This window comes from Streptosporangium oxazolinicum (assembly GCF_039537505.1).
In the GTDB taxonomy this organism is placed as follows: domain Bacteria; phylum Actinomycetota; class Actinomycetes; order Streptosporangiales; family Streptosporangiaceae; genus Streptosporangium; species Streptosporangium oxazolinicum.
On the sequence record NZ_BAABAQ010000003.1, the window covers coordinates 19,183 to 38,723 of the forward strand.

Annotated in this window: 25 protein-coding genes; 6 read left to right on the forward strand and 19 right to left on the reverse strand. The window is 65.3% G+C overall.

Annotated features, from left to right (window positions below):
* Window positions 1-93 precede the first annotated feature (93 nt).
* Window positions 94-366 carry a hypothetical protein gene (locus ABD817_RS09690; protein ID WP_344917336.1) on the forward strand — a complete coding sequence of 91 codons (273 nt, stop codon included), beginning with the start codon at window positions 94-96 and terminating at the stop codon, window positions 364-366.
* On the opposite strand, the gene ABD817_RS09695 is transcribed toward ABD817_RS09690, so the two are convergent.
* Complete coding sequence (locus ABD817_RS09695; RefSeq protein ID WP_344917338.1) at window positions 353-604, reverse strand: hypothetical protein; 252 nt, start codon at window positions 602-604, stop codon at window positions 353-355. The two genes, ABD817_RS09690 and ABD817_RS09695, sit on opposite strands and share 14 nt — an antisense overlap.
* Window positions 605-712: 108 nt before the next feature.
* On the opposite strand from ABD817_RS09695, the gene ABD817_RS09700 reads away from it, so the two are divergent.
* The 3 genes from ABD817_RS09700 to ABD817_RS09710 are packed head-to-tail and all read left to right on the forward strand — an operon-like array spanning window position 713 to window position 1,847.
* Window positions 713-1,054, forward strand: coding sequence for a hypothetical protein (locus ABD817_RS09700; RefSeq protein ID WP_344917340.1), 342 nt, complete (start codon window positions 713-715; stop codon window positions 1,052-1,054).
* On the forward strand, window positions 1,051-1,581 hold the full coding sequence (locus ABD817_RS09705; RefSeq protein ID WP_344917342.1) for a DUF4082 domain-containing protein: 531 nt from the start codon (window positions 1,051-1,053) through the stop codon (window positions 1,579-1,581). Before ABD817_RS09700 ends, ABD817_RS09705 begins: the two co-directional genes overlap by 4 nt.
* An 8-nt stretch (window positions 1,582-1,589) precedes the next feature.
* Entirely contained in the window at window positions 1,590-1,847 is a 258-nt protein-coding gene (locus tag ABD817_RS09710; RefSeq protein ID WP_344917344.1) for a hypothetical protein, read from the forward strand.
* A gap of 66 nt (window positions 1,848-1,913) precedes the next feature.
* Here ABD817_RS09710 and ABD817_RS09715 read toward each other — a convergent pair whose 3' ends face one another.
* The 7 genes from ABD817_RS09715 to ABD817_RS09745 all read right to left on the reverse strand — a co-directional run bounded on the left by ABD817_RS09715 (window position 1,914) and on the right by ABD817_RS09745 (window position 10,441).
* Window positions 1,914-2,933 (reverse strand): hypothetical protein, encoded by a 1,020-nt coding sequence (locus tag ABD817_RS09715; RefSeq protein ID WP_344917346.1) that lies wholly within the window; start codon window positions 2,931-2,933, stop codon window positions 1,914-1,916.
* Between the two features lie 83 nt (window positions 2,934-3,016).
* Window positions 3,017-5,089: a methyltransferase, FxLD system gene (fxlM, locus tag ABD817_RS09720; RefSeq protein ID WP_344917348.1), complete on the reverse strand. Its 2,073-nt coding sequence runs from the start codon at window positions 5,087-5,089 to the stop codon at window positions 3,017-3,019.
* On the reverse strand, window positions 5,086-6,369 hold the full coding sequence (locus tag ABD817_RS09725; RefSeq protein WP_344917350.1) for a lanthionine synthetase C family protein: 1,284 nt from the start codon (window positions 6,367-6,369) through the stop codon (window positions 5,086-5,088). Before ABD817_RS09725 ends, fxlM begins: the two co-directional genes overlap by 4 nt.
* Window positions 6,366-9,350: a lantibiotic dehydratase gene (locus ABD817_RS09730; protein ID WP_344917352.1), complete on the reverse strand. Its 2,985-nt coding sequence runs from the start codon at window positions 9,348-9,350 to the stop codon at window positions 6,366-6,368. The genes ABD817_RS09725 and ABD817_RS09730 overlap by 4 nt, the downstream gene beginning before the upstream one ends.
* 200 nt (window positions 9,351-9,550) lie before the next feature.
* A complete protein-coding gene (locus ABD817_RS09735) occupies window positions 9,551-9,718 on the reverse strand; it encodes an FxLD family lanthipeptide (RefSeq protein ID WP_344917354.1) in 168 nt (55 codons plus the stop codon).
* A 118-nt stretch (window positions 9,719-9,836) separates the two neighbouring features.
* Window positions 9,837-9,968 (reverse strand): hypothetical protein, encoded by a 132-nt coding sequence (locus ABD817_RS09740; RefSeq protein ID WP_344917356.1) that lies wholly within the window; start codon window positions 9,966-9,968, stop codon window positions 9,837-9,839.
* Complete coding sequence (locus tag ABD817_RS09745; RefSeq protein WP_344917358.1) at window positions 9,968-10,441, reverse strand: ATP-binding protein; 474 nt, start codon at window positions 10,439-10,441, stop codon at window positions 9,968-9,970. The genes ABD817_RS09740 and ABD817_RS09745 overlap by 1 nt, the downstream gene beginning before the upstream one ends.
* Before the next feature lie 225 nt (window positions 10,442-10,666).
* Between ABD817_RS09745 and ABD817_RS09750 the strand changes: the two genes are divergently transcribed.
* Complete coding sequence (locus ABD817_RS09750) at window positions 10,667-11,482, forward strand: helix-turn-helix domain-containing protein (protein ID WP_344917360.1); 816 nt, start codon at window positions 10,667-10,669, stop codon at window positions 11,480-11,482.
* Window positions 11,470-11,673 carry a DUF397 domain-containing protein gene (locus ABD817_RS09755; RefSeq protein WP_344917362.1) on the forward strand — a complete coding sequence of 68 codons (204 nt, stop codon included), beginning with the start codon at window positions 11,470-11,472 and terminating at the stop codon, window positions 11,671-11,673. The genes ABD817_RS09750 and ABD817_RS09755 overlap by 13 nt, the downstream gene beginning before the upstream one ends.
* Window positions 11,674-11,756: 83 nt before the next feature.
* Here ABD817_RS09755 and ABD817_RS09760 read toward each other — a convergent pair whose 3' ends face one another.
* From ABD817_RS09760 to ABD817_RS09810, 11 genes are all read right to left on the reverse strand, one after another.
* The gene (locus tag ABD817_RS09760; protein ID WP_344917364.1) at window positions 11,757-11,900 is read right to left on the reverse strand and encodes a hypothetical protein; all 144 of its coding nucleotides are present in this window, start codon (window positions 11,898-11,900) and stop codon (window positions 11,757-11,759) included.
* A 110-nt stretch (window positions 11,901-12,010) separates the two neighbouring features.
* Window positions 12,011-12,256 (reverse strand): hypothetical protein, encoded by a 246-nt coding sequence (locus ABD817_RS09765; RefSeq protein WP_344917366.1) that lies wholly within the window; start codon window positions 12,254-12,256, stop codon window positions 12,011-12,013.
* Window positions 12,256-13,092 carry an N-6 DNA methylase gene (locus tag ABD817_RS09770; protein WP_344917368.1) on the reverse strand — a complete coding sequence of 279 codons (837 nt, stop codon included), beginning with the start codon at window positions 13,090-13,092 and terminating at the stop codon, window positions 12,256-12,258. The genes ABD817_RS09765 and ABD817_RS09770 overlap by 1 nt, the downstream gene beginning before the upstream one ends.
* Window positions 13,093-13,172: 80 nt before the next feature.
* Window positions 13,173-14,441, reverse strand: a complete 1,269-nt coding sequence (locus tag ABD817_RS09775; protein ID WP_344917371.1) for a DUF3987 domain-containing protein — start codon at window positions 14,439-14,441, stop codon at window positions 13,173-13,175.
* 80 nt (window positions 14,442-14,521) lie between these two features.
* Window positions 14,522-14,758: a hypothetical protein gene (locus tag ABD817_RS09780; protein WP_344917373.1), complete on the reverse strand. Its 237-nt coding sequence runs from the start codon at window positions 14,756-14,758 to the stop codon at window positions 14,522-14,524.
* Window positions 14,758-15,030 (reverse strand): hypothetical protein, encoded by a 273-nt coding sequence (locus ABD817_RS09785; protein ID WP_344917375.1) that lies wholly within the window; start codon window positions 15,028-15,030, stop codon window positions 14,758-14,760. Before ABD817_RS09785 ends, ABD817_RS09780 begins: the two co-directional genes overlap by 1 nt.
* Before the next feature lie 308 nt (window positions 15,031-15,338).
* Window positions 15,339-15,854: an antirestriction protein ArdA gene (locus ABD817_RS09790; RefSeq protein WP_344917376.1), complete on the reverse strand. Its 516-nt coding sequence runs from the start codon at window positions 15,852-15,854 to the stop codon at window positions 15,339-15,341.
* A 200-nt stretch (window positions 15,855-16,054) separates the two neighbouring features.
* On the reverse strand, window positions 16,055-16,279 hold the full coding sequence (locus ABD817_RS09795) for a hypothetical protein (protein WP_344917378.1): 225 nt from the start codon (window positions 16,277-16,279) through the stop codon (window positions 16,055-16,057).
* Window positions 16,280-16,466: 187 nt separating this feature from the next.
* Complete coding sequence (locus ABD817_RS09800; protein WP_344917380.1) at window positions 16,467-17,054, reverse strand: DUF7178 family protein; 588 nt, start codon at window positions 17,052-17,054, stop codon at window positions 16,467-16,469.
* A 361-nt stretch (window positions 17,055-17,415) separates the two neighbouring features.
* Entirely contained in the window at window positions 17,416-17,676 is a 261-nt protein-coding gene (locus ABD817_RS09805; protein WP_344917382.1) for a hypothetical protein, read from the reverse strand.
* A 1,196-nt stretch (window positions 17,677-18,872) separates the two neighbouring features.
* The gene (locus ABD817_RS09810; protein WP_344917384.1) at window positions 18,873-19,475 is read right to left on the reverse strand and encodes a hypothetical protein; all 603 of its coding nucleotides are present in this window, start codon (window positions 19,473-19,475) and stop codon (window positions 18,873-18,875) included.
* Window positions 19,476-19,541: the final 66 nt, after the last annotated feature.

The window sequence follows — 19,541 nt, forward strand, 5'->3', positions numbered from 1 at the left end:
CCGAAAGAGAGGGACCAGGTGGCGGGGACGTACCGCTTCAACATTGACCAGGGCACGACCGTTCGGCGTCCCCTCCGCTGGCTCCGAGACGGCGTGCCTGTGGACCTCACGGGCGCAACCGCCCGCATGGAGATCAGGGCCAAGGCCGGAGGCGCCCTCATCCATCGGCTCGACACCACCAACGGAGGCATCACCCTCGGCGGAACGTCCGGCACGATCCTGCTCTCCATCGCCCCCGAGGTCTCCTCGACCTGGACCATCCTCAAAGCCGTCTACGACCTCGAAGTGGTCGAAGCCAGCGGCGCGATAACCCGCCTGATCCAAGGCCCCGTCTCAGTCTCCCCGGAGGTGACTACCGGTGAGTGATGTCGTAGAGGTCTACAGCGGCGGCCAACTGGCCGAGGTAATCGAGGTCGGATACCTGACCTTCGGCGGGGGTGCCGACACTCCCGGACCTCCCGGCCCGGCCGGTCCGGCTGGCGCTCCGGGGGAGCCCGGCCCCCAGGGCGAGGACGGTCCGCAGGGACCTGCCGGAGACACCGGGCCTCCCGGCCTTAAGGGCGACCAGGGCATTCAGGGCGTTCCAGGTCCGGAAGGTGTCCAAGGGCCTCCCGGCCTGCAAGGTCCGAAGGGTGACGCGGGAGCTACCGGCTCTACCGGCGTCCAAGGGCCCAAGGGCGACACCGGCACGGCGGGCGCGGCAGGCGCTGGGGTGCTGACGTACTCGGCGACCGGCGAGGTCTCGGCGGGTGTCGGCCAGTTCCGGTTGTACAACGACACCTTGGCCGCGTGGACGATCCGCAGCGTGCGAGCCACGGTCGGCGTCGCGCCCACCGGTGGTCCGCTCATCGTGGACGTTCACCTCAACGAGGTGACGATCTTTAGCACCCAGACCAACCGGCCGACCGTCGCCGCAGGCGCGACCACCTCGGGCAAGATCACCTCGATGAACGTCACCGCCGTCCCGATCGGCGGCTACATCACGGTCGACGTGGACGTGGTCGGCACAACACTCAAGGGGTCCAACCTCGTCGTGCAGGTGGTGGTCGCATGACCCACGTGCTGTGGGAGCCGACGGTGCCACCAGTCGTCACCGACACGGGCTCTGCGGGAGTCGTCATGGGGCTGAAGTTCCGCTCGACGCTCCCCGGCTTCGTCACCGGCATCCGCACGTACGTCGGCGCTGTGCGGGCCGGGGTTCGCACAGCCAACCTATGGACGAGGACCGGCAGCATCCTGGCTTCGGCCACGCTCAGCACCGAACAGCCGGTCGGCTGGATGTGGGCCAACTTCGCTGCACCGGTCCCGATCGAAGCCAACACCACCTACGTGGCCACCCACCACTCCACCACCGGCATCTTCTCGGTGACCCTGGATTACTTCGCCACCACCGCACACACCAACGGCCCGCTGACCGCGCTGGCCACCGGCACGGACGGCGGCAACGGGGTCTACAGCTACAACGCGGCTCACATCTTCCCGACGTTGACCTCCCGCGCCGCGTGCTACTGGATCACCCCCGTCTTCGAGACGAGCGCGGACGGAACCGTCAACGGCTGGGGACCTGTCCCCCCCAACTAAGGAGAAACGTGGCGTTCGAACAGGCCACCCCACACCACGGCCAGTCCGCGTACACCATCCACATCACCGATCCCTCGCTCCCCCGCGAGGAGTGGCAGACCGGCCCGGCTGGCTACGCCCTCCAGGTCGTCCCCCTGGGGTCCTCCATGGACTACCAGTGGCCCGACGCCGTTCAGCACTTCCTGACGACCCTGGTTGCAGCCCACCCCGAGTGGACGGTGACCGGCTACCGGTCCTTCCCCAGCACGCAGGTGATCACCCCGTAACGCAAGCGCCCCCCGGCTTCGGCCGAGGGGCGTTTTTTTGCGTTGTGCCCCTGCTTGTTCCCTCTTCTACAGCCGAGTCGTGACGCTCTCGCTTGTCCTGACCGCTGCCAGAAGTTCCGCCAGCAGCAAGGGTGGGATCGTGCCGACGCCAAGCCCTGAACAGCGCACGGTGGCCGACAGCGTCTCCTTCTGACTGCTGTTCAGGTGCGGTTTGCACCCGTCGTGGAAGAGCACTTCGCGGGCGGCGTACCCGTCGCCGCCTGCCACCGCCTCGTTTACCAGGCGCGCGGCGGCATGGGCTGCGAGCTGCTCGATGTTGCCCGCCAGGTCCAGGACGGTCACCCCCAGGCGGGTACGCCAGGCTAGAAGGTCCGGTGTCGGCTCCAAGGCGAGGTAGTGCTCGACCATGGCGGCAACGGCAGTGGTGGTCGACCAGCCGCCCGCTCGAAGGCATGCGACGCTCAAGCAGGCGGCGACGGCCTGTTCCCACGGCTCGGGTACCGTGCTGCCTTCGATCATCGCCAGTGCGGTGGTGACGTCCCCTCCCAGGCAGCGGGCCAGGATCGCGACCTGTCGCCCGTCCAGCAGCCGCTGGCCGACGCCATGGTGCTGCTCGACGTGGGCCAGCGCCTGCTCCCAGCGGCCCGCACCGGCCAGGGCCCGGGTGCCGTCGCCCAGCAGGATCGACCACAGCCACTGGCATACCGTCTGGTGGTCGTCGTCGGTGGCGGTGAGCGTCCGGAAGGATATGGTCCGGCCGTCGATGACCACCTGCGAGCGAGAGCATGCCGCCCGGTAGAGCGCATCGAGTAGCTGGTATGCGCCCTCGCCGTCACCGCTTCGGATTTTGAGCCGGGCCAGGTTGACGACCGGTTCCAGGGCGCGCCGCGCAGCCTGCGCGCCCATGGATTGGGCGCACAGGTGGGCGGTGAGCTGTTGGTGACACAGGGACCGGGCCAGACCGGGCAGGCCGCAGTCGCTAGCGATCAGCGCGGCCTTGTTGGCCGCAGTGGCGGCCAAGGCCAGGCGGTCATCGGCCGTAGCCGGGTTGGCGGCGGCCCGCGCGAGCGCGGTCACCTCCTCCACCCGCCGCTCCAGCGGCGGGCACGCCGGGCGGGGCCGGGCGACTAGGGGGAAGCGGAGTAACGGCCCGGTCAGGTCCATGTTCGCTACTCCCAGATGACGGTGATCGGGCGGTGCGGGCGCTCCAGTACGAACCGGTCAGCGGCCGGGTCAGCGACGGGTGCGTTGGGCATCTCGAACCGGACGGCGCGGCTGCGGTACTGCTCATTCCAGATCTGGACCAGCTCGGCCACCCGCTCCGTGAGGTCCTGGCTGGGTCCGTGGCCGATGACGCCGACCTCGTACAGCTTCCCGCCGTCCTCGGCCGGCCGGGCGGGTCGGGTGGTGAGGTAGGCGAGGCCCGCGCCCTGGACGGTAGCCATGGAGCCCCACGGGAACATAGGGACGACCTGGCCGCGCTCGGTGGCCGCAGGCTCGACGTTCATCCGCATCAGGGGGTTGGGCAGGTGGATGCACAGCCACAGCTCCATCCACTCGTACGGCACCTCCGGCGGGAAGGTCACACCGGTCCATCTCTCGTGGCGTTCGCTGTCCAGCACCCCGGCGAGCGCCTGGCCGTCGACCGCCTGATCTTTGTGAACCTGGAGAGTCACGTCTTCCTCTGGGGTGAGAGCGACGATGCGTCGCGCATCGTCGCCGATCCCGCGCAGCGGCATGAAGACTGCCAGTGTGCTGTGCGTGCTGTGCCAGCCGTACTCGCCGCGTTCAAAGACGATGCTGCGCGAGGCGGTGCCGCGCAGGCGCAGCGGCACGACCAGGCGCCCACCGGGGGCGAGCTGTTCCAGCCAGGCGGCGGGCACCTCGTAGGCGCCTACGGTCGCGATCGCCCGGTCGTAGGGAGCACCTTCGGCATGGCCGAGGGCGCCGTCACCGAGAATGACCTCAACGTTGCCCACGCCTGCGGCCTCCAGGTGCTCCCGGGCTCCCTCGACGAGGTCACGATCGACGTCGATCGTGACGACGTGGCCGTTCTCGCCGACAATGGCGGCCATGATCGCGGCGTTATAACCGGTGCCCGCTCCTATTTCCAGGATTCGCTCCCCGGGCTGGAGGGCGAGCTGCTCCAGCATCACCGCGACCATTCCCGGCTGGGAGGCGGCGCTGATCGAGGCGCCTGAGGCGTCCGTCTTGGTGTAGATGGGGTTGTTGGTGTACGCCTGCTCCAAGGGGACGTCGGGGATGAACAGGTGCCGTGGGGTCTGGCGGAAGGCGGCCTCAATGGCAGGGGTGCGGATCACGTTTCGGGAGCCCAGCCGGTCGACCATCTCGGTTCGGAGCTGGTCGGCAGACAGAGAGTGGTCACTGATAGTAGTCACTCGGTTGACCTTAGTGGTTGTGAGGGTGGCGGCGGCAGGCAGTGATCTTGTCACTGCCTCCGCCCTGAACACGGTCTCCACCGCCAACGCGGCCAGCATGGACTGATCCCCCAGGGGCAGCCCGGCACGGTTGGCGTGGAAGATGAAGTGGTGGGCGACGACGGCACGAAGGCCCCGCTGTAGCCGCCCGCACCGGGCCAGGTCGGCCAGGTCCTGTCCGGTCTTTTCGAAGGCGCTGATCCATCCGTCGTGGCCGACCAGTGGGCCGCCGGTCGCCGGGTTAGCCAGGGATTGGGTGTCGACAGTCATGAGCCGCCTCATCGCCCGAGCCAGCTCGGAGCTTCGCCCGGGGGCGAGGGCATCGGGCTCAGCGGGACGCAGCGCGGCGACCTTGGCCCAGGCGTCGCCCTGCTCGAACCAATCCAGACCTGCGGCGCGCAGCATCGCGCTGAACAGCACGACCGTGCTCTCCCGCCGTCCCAGGGAGCGGGCGCCGGGGCCGGTGGCACGGTTGAGCAGGTGAAGGCTGTCGTGGTGGAACAGCCGGTGGGCGACATCCATACCTTCAGGCCCGCCGAACGCCAGGGCCTCGGGCTCGTAGATCCCGGGCGTCCAGCCGACGATCCGGCCGTCAGCGGCCAGCTCGTCCAGAAGGTCGGCGACAATGGAGGAAAGATCATCAGGCAGGTACCGTAGCCTCCAGGGCTGCTTGCGTACGAACCACCAGCCGTGCAGAAGACCAGCGTTTTGGGCCGCGATCAGTGCCGGGCGCAAGTCATCGGCGGCGACCTGCTCGGCGGTCGCCCGGTCGGGGAAGGCGATGTTGTATTGGCGCCAGGTCATCGGCATCCTCCGAATCCTCCGATGAGCAGGCAGGCGTCCCACGCCGAGGCGGGCGGTGTGGCGGCGCTGGCTGACAGGTGGGCCAGGGCGATGCCGGCCGCCCCGTCCAGCAGGCCCGGCCCGGAGCCGCCCGGCGAGAGCAGGGCCTTAGCCGCAGTGTCGGGATGGGCGGGATGGGCGACGAGCAGGCCCGGCAAAAACGCGCGCAGCCGGGCGGCGGTGTCCGGATCGGCGTCGGCGGCGGCCCTCACGGTGATGTGGGCGAGCCCGGCGTATCCGTGGCAGAGTCCGGCGTCGGCGGGCACACGCAGGTGGGGGGCTGCCAAGGCGCGCACCAAGGCGTCTTCGGCCATGTGTCGGCGGTCGGCGTCGCCAGTGGCCAGGGCCGCGAGCTGCTGGACGCGGGCCAAGCCAGCGGCGCCGTAGCACCAGCCGGGACGCTGCGGGCCGAAGGTGTCCCGGTGTCCGGCGCGTAGCTGGGGGCGGTTGACCCAGTACGGCCAGAGCGGGCCGGTGTCGGTGTCGGTGCGCCACCGGTCAAACCAGTCGGTGATCCGATCGATCGCTTCGCGGTGCCCGGGAACGGTGATCCCACAGCGCAGAGCTAGCGCCAGGACGGCCAGAGGGCCGCCGATCCCGTGGGCCACGCCGCAGTTTCCATGGCCTCCGGCGAACCGGCCGCTGTCGCGCCCCGAAGGCCCCGAGGATGTCCACCAGCCGGGCAGCGCCTCCCCGTTGATCTCTATAGGATCGGTCAGACGCACCAGGTACTCCAGGACAGCGCGCACCGCCGCCCCGCCCGGGTCACGGCGCAGCAGGTAGGAGCCGACGCCAGCCAACCCGCGGATCACGTCGAACTCGGCCAGGGCGGGAAGGCGGCCCGCGTCGATGCGGGCGTGGGCGATGCCGACCCGGCGGCGGACGTCCGCACTGATCGTCTGATCCAGGTTCTCCAGAGCCCGCCCGTAGGAGCCGGGCAGGGCGGTGGCCGCACACGCCAGGACGTGAGCCAGAGCCGGAGCGCCGTGGAACAGGTGGCTGCCAGGCCCGGCGGTGAGCGGGGCGCGGGTGGCATAGGCGAGCCAGTCATGGGCGCGCCGCCACGGTGCGAGCCCAGCCCCGGCGCGTTCGGCGTGCAGCAGGGCGACGCCCAACGCTCCGTGGGCCAGGGACTGGTGCCACCACGGCTCAGCGCTCAGCGGCCCGGGAACGGCCTCGGGGTGCGCGAGCCGGTCGGCGACCGCTTCGGCCAGCGCGGCGGCGGGGTGTCCGCCGGTCATGACCGGCTGCCGCTCGTACGGGCCGTCCAGGCCAGGGCTGCGGCTCGGGCGAGATGGACGCCCACAGCCTCGTCGTCGAAGTCGATACCGCAGGCGCGGACGAAGTTGAGGTGCATGAGGGAGCCAAGCACGTCGTCCACGTCGACGCCGTGGGTGTCGGGGCCAGGCAGGTGGGTGCGGTAGCAGGCCAGCGCCGCCTGCCTCGGCTTCCACGCCTCGACGATGGCGGCACCGCCCGGGACCGCGCGCAGCGCCGCCCAGTCGTCGCGGGGGTCGGCCAGGCGGACGGCCTCGGTGAATACCGGGCGCGAAACCGGTTTCGCCGCAGCGGCGGGGACGTGCTCGATCAGCCACCGCATACCCGAGGCGACGCTGCCGGTGAACGCCTCGGCGATCGCGACGGTGTGAGCGGCCACCAGCGCCTGCCGGTGGGGCCGCCTCGGCAGGCGGAGCTGGGTGAGCAGGGTCCGAGAGTCGGCGCCGAACACCGCCTCGGCCGCGCGCATCGCCGCCCCGGCCCCCCAGCGGCCGGTCTCGGGGTAGGAGGTGGAGTAGGTCACCTCGCGCAGCAGCCCGGCCCGGTGTACCTCCTCGGCCCAGGTGCTCACCGTGCGGGCGGTCGGGCCGAACGCGGCCGGGTCAGGCAGGGCGATGCGCAGCCGCAGGTGGTGGTCGGGGTCGCGGTAGCGGATGTACCACCAGCCGGTCGGCTGACCGAGCCGCTCCAGCAGGTCGGGCAGGTACTCGGTCAGCACCACGTCCTGACGGTGGATGTCTCCGTACAGGCTGGCCAGCAGGATGCGTGAGGCGGCTGGTGCCTGCCCCCAGCCCAGGCGAGTGATCCGCGCCGGGGTGGGTTTCGGCAGGCGCGGCCAGGGCGGCGGTTGCGTGGCGCTTAGCGGCACGATGACCTCGTGGGGGCGCTCGCCGCACCATCCGGCGGCTTCCGGAGCGGGTGCTTCGGCCAGAACGGCGTGCGGCGCGGTGTTCAGATGGGTGCGCAGCAGCACCCGGTGCCCGGCCAATCCCAGATCCAGGGGCAGCCTCCGGTCCCCTTCGGAGAGGTGAACGAAGCGCGGCAGGCGGCGCCGGATCTGCCAGGAGATCAGCGCGTCCTCCCACACCGCCCAGGGTTCGGTCTGAGCGGGCAGTTCGGCCGCCTCCAGCCGCCACCGGGCCGGTGCCACGATGATGCGGCCGTAGCGCAGCCGGGGCAGAAACGGCAGGCGCTCGGCGGCGCCCCAGTGGAACGTCATTACCTGCGCGTACTGGGCGCGGCTGAGTTCGGTCAGGAAGCGGGCAAGCGGCGGTGTGTGGGCCACCAGGTTCAGCGCGTGCGTTCCCGCTGCTTCCAGCCGGTGCCCGAGCGCGGGCGCGGCTAGGTACATCCGGCGGCCGTCACACCCCACCGCCAGATCCTCAGGGGTCAGGACTAGGTCATCGGCGCTGCGGTGTTCGGCCATGCTGATCACAATCGGCAGGGTCTGCGGGGCCCGGGTTACGTGCGCGGTGCTCGGAAGCAGCGGCGGGAAGGACAGTTGCGCCGCCACGGTCTCGCGGTCGCCGCCCGGCAGGGTCGCCAGCTCGGCGGCCAACTCCGCTTGATCCTGCGGCTGAAGGAGGCTGAGGAAGCGGCCGGTCACCACCCCGGCGGCCCGGGAGACGGTCACGACCTCCACCCGGAAGTCGCCACGCCGCAACGTCTGCTGGTCGGCGGCGTGCACGCGCACCCCCAGCTCCAGATGCGACGGTGGCCGCAGCGGCTCGGCGCCTAGTTCCAAGGCGGCGATCAGGGACTCGTCCAAAATCACCTCGTCGCGGCCATCGAGCGCGGCGCCCTGGGCCAGTGCCAGGAGCGCCTCATCCCGGCTTGACAGTGGCGAAGGCCGCTCGGGTGTCACCGTTCCCGGGTATCCGTCGGGCCAGCCAGTGCCGCTGTCGCTGACGACGTCCAGCACCGGAACGAGTGATCCAAGACCAAACCGCTCGTAGAACCTCTGGTGGTAGGACCTCCACGCGGGGGTGGCGTAGGGGTAGGGGCTCAAGCGTGTCAGGAGCAGCGCGGCGCGCTCAACCTCGCGGGCGACCTCCTCGGGCAAGACGACCTTGGCGTCCAGCCGCAGATCCACCGCCAGGGGGTGCCGCCTGCTCTGGGCGATCCGGCGCATCCGCGCGGTCACCTCCTCGCGTACCGCGCCGCCCTGGCTCGCGGGCACCTGGTTGTGCTGCTCCAGGAGCGCGTGGATCTCCTTCAGGTCGGCGGCCAGGTCGGCGATCGCCGCCACCGTCGTGGCGCCGACCATCGTCAACTGCTTCACCAGGTGCCCAAGGGCATCGGGCTCGGTGCTGGGGGCGTGCAGGCTGGTGATCAACGCGCCACGGGTGATCAGCTCGGCGAGCATCGCCGTCATCTTCGCCGGCGTGGCCACCGGGAACTCCACCCGAACCTTCGCCTTCAGGTCCTCCACCCGGATCGGCGCGCGTGCCGCGTCGATCACGGCACGCACCGCGACGGTGTGACGGATCGAGGTCTCTACCGCCCCGCCCCCTTGCGGCCGGTAGGGCACGATCAGGCGGTTCCCACGGACCGTCAGCGTGGTGTTGGCCACCACCGGCAGCCGCTCCAGCAGGTCAGGGCACCCTTCGAGGGTGGTGATGACCTCGGCCAACCAGGCGGCGTCGGGGCGAGCAAAGGCGTGGTGCTGGGTGCCCCAACTCAGGTGCGGTTTACTTCCGAAGGCCGCCGGGGCCACCCCGGCGAGCCAGCCGAACGGCGTGGCACGCCCTGTCATGCGCAACATGTAGCGGGCCACAGCCAGCACCGCTCGCCGAGTCTCACGAACGGCCGGGGCGTCGGCCGCGCACAGGGCGTGCACCTGCTGGGCGAGCGCCGGGCTGGCGTGGCCCAGGGCCTCGGCGATGCCGTCGATCATCCAGATCTGCCGGAGCCAGTCCACCCAAGAGGGGACGCGCTCGGGCACGGAGTCGGTCAGATCGGGCCATGGCGGCAGGTCCGGCCATGAGTGTGCGACAGCGCGGATCAGTGCCGGTCCTGCGGACCGAAACCCGGGAAGGGCATCGCCAGGCACCTCTACCTCCATGTCGTGATTGATTGACAGCCGACGCCGCCGCCGGGAAAACCCGTACGGCGGCGGCGACCGGTACGTGGGCGTACGCCTGATCAGGCGGCGCCGGTGGTGCAGGCGCCGCAAGTGCTGCTGCATCCGTCGTCGGTCAGGTTGATCAGACCGCAGGGGTCGGCGATCTCCAGCGTGCGGACGTCAAGGTCGAACAGGTCCTCGATCGTCGCAGCCGTCTCCAGCCCCAGTTCCTCCGTTGTGATGGTCATCGGACTCCCTTCAGGTGACTGCCGAATCCGGCCCAGGGCCGGTCTTGCCCCGAGGGCGCCCGCAGGAAAGGCGCCCCCGGGAGTCGGTGTGCGGCCAGGCGTTTCCTGCCGCACGGGTTCACTGGATCGTCGCGAGCACCGCAGTGGACGACGCTGCGGCGTTGTTGAGCAGGTAGGCGGCCCTGTTCTGGAGCTTGACGACGTGCTCGGCGACGTCCGGGGCGTCAACGTGGGCCGAGCATGGGGTCATCACGACGACAACCTTTCAGCGTCGCCGGGCAGGGCATCAGCGTTCGCTAGATCGGCCCACACGACGCGATGACCGCACAGCGTGAGGTGTGTGCCGCAGCGAACCGACAGCACCGACACCAGGCCGAGGCCACGCCCCGATAGCTCCATGGAGCCCTCCTGAAGAGGGGTAAAGCGTGGCTCTGGTTTCGACGTTCCAGGATCGATCACCGTCAGGCGAATGAAGCCGTCCCCGAAGCCGAGCTGCACCTTGATCCAGTTGCGTTGCGGGCCCGCTGGCACGTGCTGGATGACGTTGGTCACCAGCTCCGATACGACCAGCAGAGCGTTGGATCGGATCGACGAGTGATCATCTGCTAGCCATAGATTGATCGCTAGCCGTGCCTGCCGTGGCGCCTTGTCGCCGCGCCGCAGCGTGGTGCCCTCCCATATGGCTACCTTGGGAGTCTGCGTGAGTATGGTTTCTGCTGGCACGAAATCACCGACTTATCCGAGTTGCTGCCCGTTTTCTCCGAGACAGACCTGCTGTCGTTTTCGCTGCGTCGGCTCCCAGCATGGACACTCGCACAGTCCATCGGTACGTTAATCACGCGAAACCTGCACGACAAAGAAATACAGCCGTCTTGTATTGCTTGTCTTTTCGTCGTCGCTGTACAGTCGCCAGCAACAGTTTCTCCTGCTCACAACCATGGAGACGCCATGGCGACTAACCCAGGTGACCAGATGTCACCCCGGGCCCGCTTCGCCTCAGATCTTGCCGAACACCGCAAAGCTGCCAGGATGACGCAGGCCGCGCTCGCAGCACGCATACGCTGCCACGAATCGCTTATCAGCCACATCGAGACAGGCCGCCGACCCCCCACATCTGACTTCGCCCAAGAAGCAGACAAAGCTTTCGATCTTGACGGACATTTTGTCGCTCTCTTCAAGCGAATATCCCAATCACCTACACTTGGCTGGTTTGCTCGATGGGTTGAGGAAATCGAACCACGAGCCGTTATCCTGCAATCCTGGGACCCGCTGCTCATTCCGGGACTGTTACAAAACGCCGATTACGCCCGTACGATCTTCGCCACGACCGCCTCCGCCAACCACGTGGAAGAGCGCGTACAGGCCCGCACCCGCCGCATCGCGATCTTCGACAGCCCGTACCCGCCGACCTTCCTCGGGCTCATCGACGAGGGGGTGCTACACCGCCCCATCGGAGGACCTGCCGTCCTAGCGGGTCAACTTCACTACCTGCTAGAACTGTCGCAGCATCCACGGATCACTGTCCAGGTGGTGCCTACCGCTGCGGGTTCCATATCTGGCATGATGAGCGCGTTCGCGTTGGCGCGACTGCGCGACGGCTCCGAGGTCGTCTCGGCCGACTCGGTACTGTCTGGACAAGTCACCGGCGACCACGAAGCGGTCGCGCGCCTCAAGCAGAGGTATGACAGCATTAGAGCGGATGCGCAGTCGAAAAACATAACACAACAGATAATAGAGGATGCGATAAGGCAATGGACCAGTTGAACCTCAATGGAGCGGAATGGCGCAAGTCCAGCGTCAGTGGCGACAATGGACAGTGCGTGGAAGTCGCCACCAACCTCTCCGGCATCGTCGCCGTCCGTGACAGCAAGAACCCAACCGGCCCGGCGCTCGTCTTCACTCCGAAGGAGTGGGGCGCGTTCCTCGGCGGCGTCAGGGCCGGCGAATTTGGGTGATGGCCGCTGGGCCTGTAGTTAAAGCATCAGAGAACCCCGGTTGCTGTCGTTACCGGGGTTCTCGCTTGCGGCCTCCTGACTGTCTACTCGTAGGCCAGGTGCTCGAAGCACTCGACCGCTGTACGGCGATTTGGGAAGTATCGGGTCCGGTGGGGGTCGAAGCTGTCGGCGAAGTGGGAGCGCTGGACAAACCATCGCCCAGCTCCCCCGGCCACAGTGAACGTCACCGTTCCAGCTCCCGAGATGTCCCGATCCGCAGTCTCAAAGTGGCGGACCCTGGCTCCCTTACGGTCAGCAGGGATGTCTGGCTTCCACGCCGACCCATCGGGCATGTAGCTCATGAGAACAGGTGCGGGTACTTAGTCGTGTCCACCACACCGCTGTCCACGTAGCGGTTGTAGGTGGTGATCAGGGCGTCGATCAGCATCGACAGCTCCTGGGGGCTGACCTTGACCGTGGCCTGGGCATCCAGGCCGGGCGCGCGAGTTCTGGTGACGAACTCTGTGGTGCCGTCCGCGTGGTCGTAGACGGTCATCGTGTGCAGCAGCTCGATGCCGGTCGAGTGGTCCCGGATCGTGTGCATCAGGCCCCCCGCTCCGCTTTTCCAGGGAAGGTGAGAAGGGCTTCAACGTCGTGGGCGGCGCGCAGCAGTCGCGTCACCTCGCGCCCTGTCTTGACGGCCTCAGCCCAGTTGCTCACTGCCTCGGCCTTGTGCTTGGCCGCACGCTCGAAGCCGTCACCGTGCTTGATCGTGTCTCCGCACCAGACGTAGACGTGTGAGCCTAGATTCCAGACCAGCGCGTTGACTGCGGAACAGGCCGCTGCGATGTCGTCGATGTCGGTCATGCTCCAGACGTAGTTCGCGGGATCTCCACCCAGCCGCTTGATCTGTTGGGCGAAGGCGCGAACCATGCCTCCGCTCCCTGCGGTGGGCTCATCGAACGTCATGCCCTTCTCGGGCAGCTCCGTCATCAGCATTGCGGCCATGGCATCGCAGACATCGGGCGGCGTGTGGTGCTCGCCCAAGCCCTTGCGGGCTCCATGTGAGCGCAGCTCGGTGACGACGTAGCTCAAGATGTCGGTCTCCAGTCCCTGGTAGGACTTGACCCGCTTGCGCATGGCCGTCTCCGCCACGGCCTTGGCCGCTGCTGCGGTGCGGTCGTTGGGGTCGTCGAGCCAGCTCGTGATGGGGCGAGCCATAGTCGCGAGGTGGGGGTGTTCCAACCACCAGCTGGCCCAGACCTTCCGCAGGAGGTCCGTGAACTCTTCGGTGCTCATCGTGGGAAGCTTCATCAGGGCTTGTGGGTCGGTGACGAGCACGGAGGCCACCACACCCACGGGGATCGCGATCCCGCCTGGTTGGTGGTGGCTGAACCATGTCTCGCTCACTGCCTCGGCGATCGAACGTTCTGGTCGCATCGGTTCCCTCTCAGGGGGTTAGGGCATGAAAAAGGCCCCGGCCATATGGCTCAGGGCTCGTCGTGGTTTCTGGTGGGGGTTTAGGTCATCTTGAACAGGGCCTGGTCCTCCGGCTCGAAGACCACCGCGGATTCCTCCGCCGCCTCCTCCTTCCAGGTGAGTAGGGTTGCCGGGCGGCCACCCTCGGACCGCAGCTTGGAGATGACCACGAACTCACAGCCGTCAGCGATGGCCCGGATCTCGGCGGCCCTGACCTTCTGGAACTTGCGGGCGACCTCCGTGCTGGTCACACCCTCCGGCCCGGCCTCCCGGACGTAAGCAAGGATGCGCGCCGGGATGTCGTCGCCGGACGCCGACGTCTCAGGCAGCGTGTACGTGACCGTCTCGACCATGTAGGTGACGATCGCCAGCGCCGCATCGAAGTCCGCAACCGTGATCTCTGTGCGCTTGTCGGCCAAGGCGTAGAGCCCGGCCAGACGGATCATGTAGGCCATGGCCCGCTCGGTGTACTGCCCGAGGGCTTCATTGCCGTTCGTCATCGCGTCGCAGATCTCGCGATGCTTGGTCTCGAAGACCTTGGCCACGTCCTTCGGAACGCTCAGGTCTGTGACCTCCTGGGCGAAGTTGACCATGCTCCGGAACCGACTCCCCAGACGCTCGATGACCTTACCTGGGCTCGCCGAGGCGAACACCGGGAGCTTCTTCGACTGGATCACCCAGACGGGGAAAAACCTGTTGTACGTGCCGCCCGTCGCGTCACGGCTACCCGAGATCGCACCCCAGTTCACCGGCTGCACATGCCCGACGATCGCAACGTGCGGCTTGTAGATCTGGAGGTCTACCTGGCTGGTGCGGTGGCCGATGGTCGAGCCGTCCCACGCCTTGCGGAGGTATCCACCGATCTTGGTGTCTCGCCGGGCGTTGGCGATGAACTCGTCCATCTCTTCTGAGACGAACAACATGGGGGCCGACACGCCTCGGATCGCGCGCTCCGCCAGCTCGTTGGCGAAACCCAGCCCCGTGGCCGGGAGGTTGTACGAGACGTTGTTCGCAGTGAAGACGCCGAGACCGGACTCAACGACCCTCATCGCGATTCCGGTAGCCGTACCCTTCCGGCCCACACCCGTAGGCCCAACCAGCACCGGCCAGAAACTCAAGGGCATTGCACCCTTACCGGTGCCAACGCCAGGCTGGTTGCCCACCGCAGCGCTGAATGCCGCTATCAGGGTGACCAACACACCCACCTTGGAACCCTCGGTGTATTTGTCGATCTCCTCAACCATTCTGCCCATGGGGCCATGGAACATGTCGTCCCCGGCTACAGGCATTTCGGTGTTAGCGGTGCTCATCTCCATTCTCCTTTACCAAGTAATTCGAGTCATTAGAAGCTCGGTAAGGGGCACCCATTCGGGTACCCCAGGCCCAACCGCTACACGCTCCGGTGGTCGTTCCAGTGGTATCCGCAGTCCTTATCCGGCAGGCCCTCGAAGATTTCTTCGACCTGCAATTCAGACCGATCGCACTCGTTGTTGTCCGCGTGAATGTTCTTCGCCCGCCATATCGCATCCGCTTCATTCAAAGCAGATACGGCCCAGGTGTAAGGCTCCTCGCCGTCCTCGCGCTCAGTGCCCGAGATGGTCACGGTGTAGGTCTTGAGCGTTGTCATCAGATGGCCAGTTCTTCCTCGTTGCATTCGGCGACGGTGTAGGCCAGGCCATCAATCCAGAGCTCAATGTTCAGGGCCGTGGAGTCTCCGTGGATTTCCTCGTGGGCGTTCCTCACAGCGTTCCTGATTACGCGCTCCCACTCGTCTCCGGGCAATGTCCGAAGCTGGTCGGCGATGATGTCCGAGGCAATTTCTGCGTTGTCTCCGTCACTCACCTTGGCCTTGCGGTAGGTCTGCTGAACCTGCTGTGCTCTGGCAATGGGATTTCGCATTTCAGTTCTCCCGCTCTTGTAGTTCCGCGATTTGGCAGTTAAGGCAGGTGGTCATGCCTCTTTTGAGAAGCTCGCTACCGGCTTCAAGCCCACACCGGATGCACGGATTGGCCATGAATCCCCTCGCGCATACCGCGCATGTACAGATTTCGTCATACGAGTAGGGGGCGCGAGGCGGAAAATCCGCAGGGTTTATCCCCATCACCTCATAGAGGAGGTGGCAGACAGAGCAGGAATCCCACCCGTTAGCGATTTCCCACGCCATGTTGCCCCACTTGCAGTACTTACAGGTCATGCCAATTCGCCTTTCAGACGGATCGGAAAACGTTGCCGGTGGCGGAAATCCAGTGATCGGATTCCCATGCGACGGCGTCCACCTCGACTCGGAAGCCGGGTGGGCAGTTGGCCAGTTCCGGATAGATGTCTTCGGCGTATTGCCAGGCGTATTCCTCGATCGAATCGAAGCGTCCGCAGTATGCATCCCGCCAGCCACTAACGCATTCATCCAAGCTCTCAACCCCGCCGATGTAGGAGAGGTATTCGGCGAATGCGTCACGCTCGTCTTCGTGGATCTCAAGAAGCGCTGAATGGGCTTCCCAGATCGAGCCGAGGTCCTGGTACTCGGAGAATGTGATTCCGAAATCGCACTCGGAGTCGCTGAGGAGGATTTCCTCAGCACCCCTGGTGACCTGCTTGACCTTGTCCCTGAACTCGTCAAGATCTGCGCACTGGTCAAGGTCAACCCAGTCGCCGACCAGCTGGCCGCTGGTGTATGCGGCGAGGTTCCAGAAGTGAACGGTGATGGTGGATTCGTTAACGCGCATACCTAGCTGCCCTTCGTGAACCTAATCGGATTGCTCGGTAAGGGGCACCCGTTAGGGCGCCCCAGGCCCAACCTTCCGCTGGCTATCCGAATAGCTTGATGAACAGCTCCATGTGTTCATCGCAATACCATTCGTCGTCTTCTTCTTTCGTGGCGTCTTTCGGACATCGATCGATAGGGAATCCAACACTGAGATTCCATTCACACTGCATTCCTGTCTCCCCTGTCTGTCTGGTCGAGCATCTCGACCAACTTGCACCTGTGGTTGAATGCGCGGTCGACTATGCATTCCAGCCAGTCGCCGTCGTCTATTCCGTAGACCATGACTCCGCAGGTAGCGCAGTCGAATACTCCGCCGAATGTGTCGCTGTATACGACGTCCTTGATCCGGTTGAGCACGATTTTCAGTGCTTCGCTGTCGCTCATTCCTCTTCCTCGATCCCTTCGATGCGCACGAACCGAGTCCAGGAGCACTCGGGATGTGTCATGGCATCCGCAGCATGTCCGGTGCAGAATTCGGCCTCGCGAGTTCCACCGGTAGATAACTTGACGGATAGGTGCCAGCGCACTTTGTAGTTGCAGAAGCCCCATTCGCAGCGCTTATAATCCACGCTCATGCGCCTTTGCCCTGCTCGGTCCAGACCACCCAGGTCACGGCCTGGACGACTTGCGGCAGCTCTCCCAGGCGCTGTGCGGCCTCACGGTAAACGTGTGCCATAAGGGCATAGCGGCCTCTCGCACCCAATCCACGTGACCCCTGCCCATACCTTTCACCCACGGCAATGTCGTGGGCATGGCGGTCAATGCAAATGGCATCTGGATCGGTGGGGTCAAGAATGCACCGGTAGAAGTGACCCGTCTTGATATCCATCGGAAGAACCTGCTCAGGCAGTTCACCAGACATAATCCTTTCGGCCTTGCGCAATGCGTCACCGAAGTGACCGGATGCCTTGCCAGAATCGAATGCACGATTGGCCAGCTTGATGTTCTCGCCCCATCGCTTGTTAGCGGAAAGCGCGGCGATAACGCCTGCTCCCCTGGCCACGTGTCCGTCAGACATCATTTCCGCGAGCTGGTGAGCGGTCGGATACCAGTTTTGACCGCGCGCTCTCTGGTCGCATGTGGCCGAATCCCAGACCCGGATGATGTTGTTCACATAACGCTCGCGGGTCTCCGCGTTGGCCTTAATCGGAATAGTCACAGCACACCTCATGAGGGTTGTTGGTGTATACGGGAAGTGCCCCTAGTCGCATTCGAAGCGCTACTCATGCCATGGCATGCAAGGGGCTTTTGCTAAGCTCAGTCGTTGATTCCGTGCGAATGCAGAACGTAAGTAATCGCCTCTCGGTCTCTCGCGTCTGCCTCAGAGGCGAGTTTCGAGAACAGCCGAGTCACACACCTGCACTGCTCCGCATATCCCATTACGTATTTCTCACCGGTCACAGGGCTTGTGCGTATATGCACAACACACCCGCAACCGAGCTGACGGATCTCCGAACTTCTGCACATCTCTACCAACTCCTAATGCTGCCAAACTTATGTATACGGGCACGGAAAGGCCATTAAGCCGCATCGAATCCCAGGTAGTAGTTGTCCTGAGCTGCGTACCACTGCTCAATCTGAGCGAATGCCGCCCACACGTCGTGGGCCGTACCAATGAATCGAACACGCTCACCGTGGACGATGTATGCCTCATGGGTTTCCCAGACCGTAGAATCGGCCCGCTCTTCCCGACGTATTGTCACGCCCTTTGTCTCACTATTACCGTCCTTCATGGCCAATCCATCGCGGTGAGGATAGGCGCCATAGGAGAAGTCGAGCATTTTTCCTCCAGTTGTGATCTGAGAACCACATGGATGATGTGATCCTTAGACCACCGCCGAAGCGGTGTTACCTGGTGACCGGCCAACAATCGGCGGAGACTTTTCCGGAATCAATATGATCCGGTTTCGGCGTCAATCGCCGATCACCTCAAAATTCGCCTGTTCATAACGTCCGACAGGCAGCCCGTAGATGGCTGATTCGCAAGATCAGCCCCGCTATTGATTTTTCAAGATTCGAGTCCCGACCGCCGTCTCGCTTCTGCGGAGTTCTGCGGTGGTGGCGGGGATCTCCCGCCTGCCGCCTACTTGGCGGCCCTGCTCCCTGCTCCCTTCCGTCGTGCTCAGTGGTGATGTGGAGAACATTGATGCATAAGTTGGGCAGTGTCAACACTCTTCACTCTTACTGCCCAACTAATACATGGTGCTGCCCAACTAATAAATAGGCTCTGAGCTGGGGAAACACACTCGGCGGACTCCCCCTAAAGAATCTTGAGATTGCCCATCAAAGGGCAGCTAGAAGACTCTCAAGGCCCCCTGAATGTGGCCCAGGTCACCCCGAAAGAGCCTTCTCGGGCTCGCCCTCGGACACTTCCCCTCACAAGGCCGTCCCCACAAGACGGCCCCCTCCTACTCCCCCGCTGCTCCCTTCCTCCCCGTGTTCCCCCTTGCCGTGCGGCACGGACAGCACCATGCACAGAGAGCACCATCAGCACGGACGCGCTTGCCCACACACAGGGCAGGGGGTTGGCACACAGGGCCAAGCAAGCGCGCTCACAGTGAGGCAGGCAGAGGGCAGGCAAGCGAGTGAAGCGAGCAAGGGAGATGAGGGATCAAAGGTGAGGTATGAGGCACTGCGTAGAAAGAAGTAAAGAAGCCTGTGATCTTCACTCTTACTTCTCTCTCACCGTGCCGGGGCACGGATGGATCAAGAGAGGAGAGTGATCAAGGGGTGGGGGGATACCTAAGATCATCCTTCTCACGAGCCCGGAGGGTCTGCCTCCTCCGAGCAAGTACAAGTCTGGGATCGTTCTGTACGCCACTCTCGGGGCCTAAAACGGCAGATTGGCAAGGGGCTCAAAAAGACAAAATCCCCGCTCAGAGGGCCCTTCTGGGGCCGTGAACGGGGTGTTTGTGGGGCCGCGGTGAGGCGACGGCCAGCAACCCGGAAACTGCCGGTGAGAACCGCGGAATCTGGGTCAGTTTTCGGGGCCGTAGGGGTTGTTGTCCGCAACCCAGAACTTGACGTCGATGCCCGCACCAACCCGGTCGACCGCGACGAGGGGAGCGCCGCGCGTGTGCGCAAGGCACGGGATCAGGTAGAAGCTTGGCCAGGGGAAGCCGAGCTGGACTCCGACGATGTAGAGCCAACCGGTGGGGAATCTCAGGCGCCTGACCGTGCATTGGTTGCTCTGGTGCAGGACCTCGGGCGTAACGTCGGGCGTGGAGGTGTAGTCGGCCTCGGGCAGTGAGGCGGCGACCTCTTCAAGGGCGAAGTCGTAGATGTGTGATTCCGTCTTGGGTGCCCACACACTGAGGTAGTTGAAATTTCCTTCAATAAAGGTCCGAAGGATTCGTCCCTTGAAGAAAGGGATCGCGAAATGGGAATCCTCGGGGTCGAGGGCGACCCCGGCAGGGATCATGTATTCGTAGATGTAGCCATCTACGTATTCCTGTCGCAGGACATGCACTCCTGTGGGGGTGTGCGTGAGAACTTCGAGATCACCTGTGGGGTGAAGTGCATCTGCTGGGCCGTGACGAGTGGCGGCCTGTGATGCCAGCGAGGGAGGAGTGCCTGACATGTTGAAATTTTTACCATTGCACCCACCAGTTTCCGGTCTCGTACCGGTCACAGTGAGTAAAGGAAA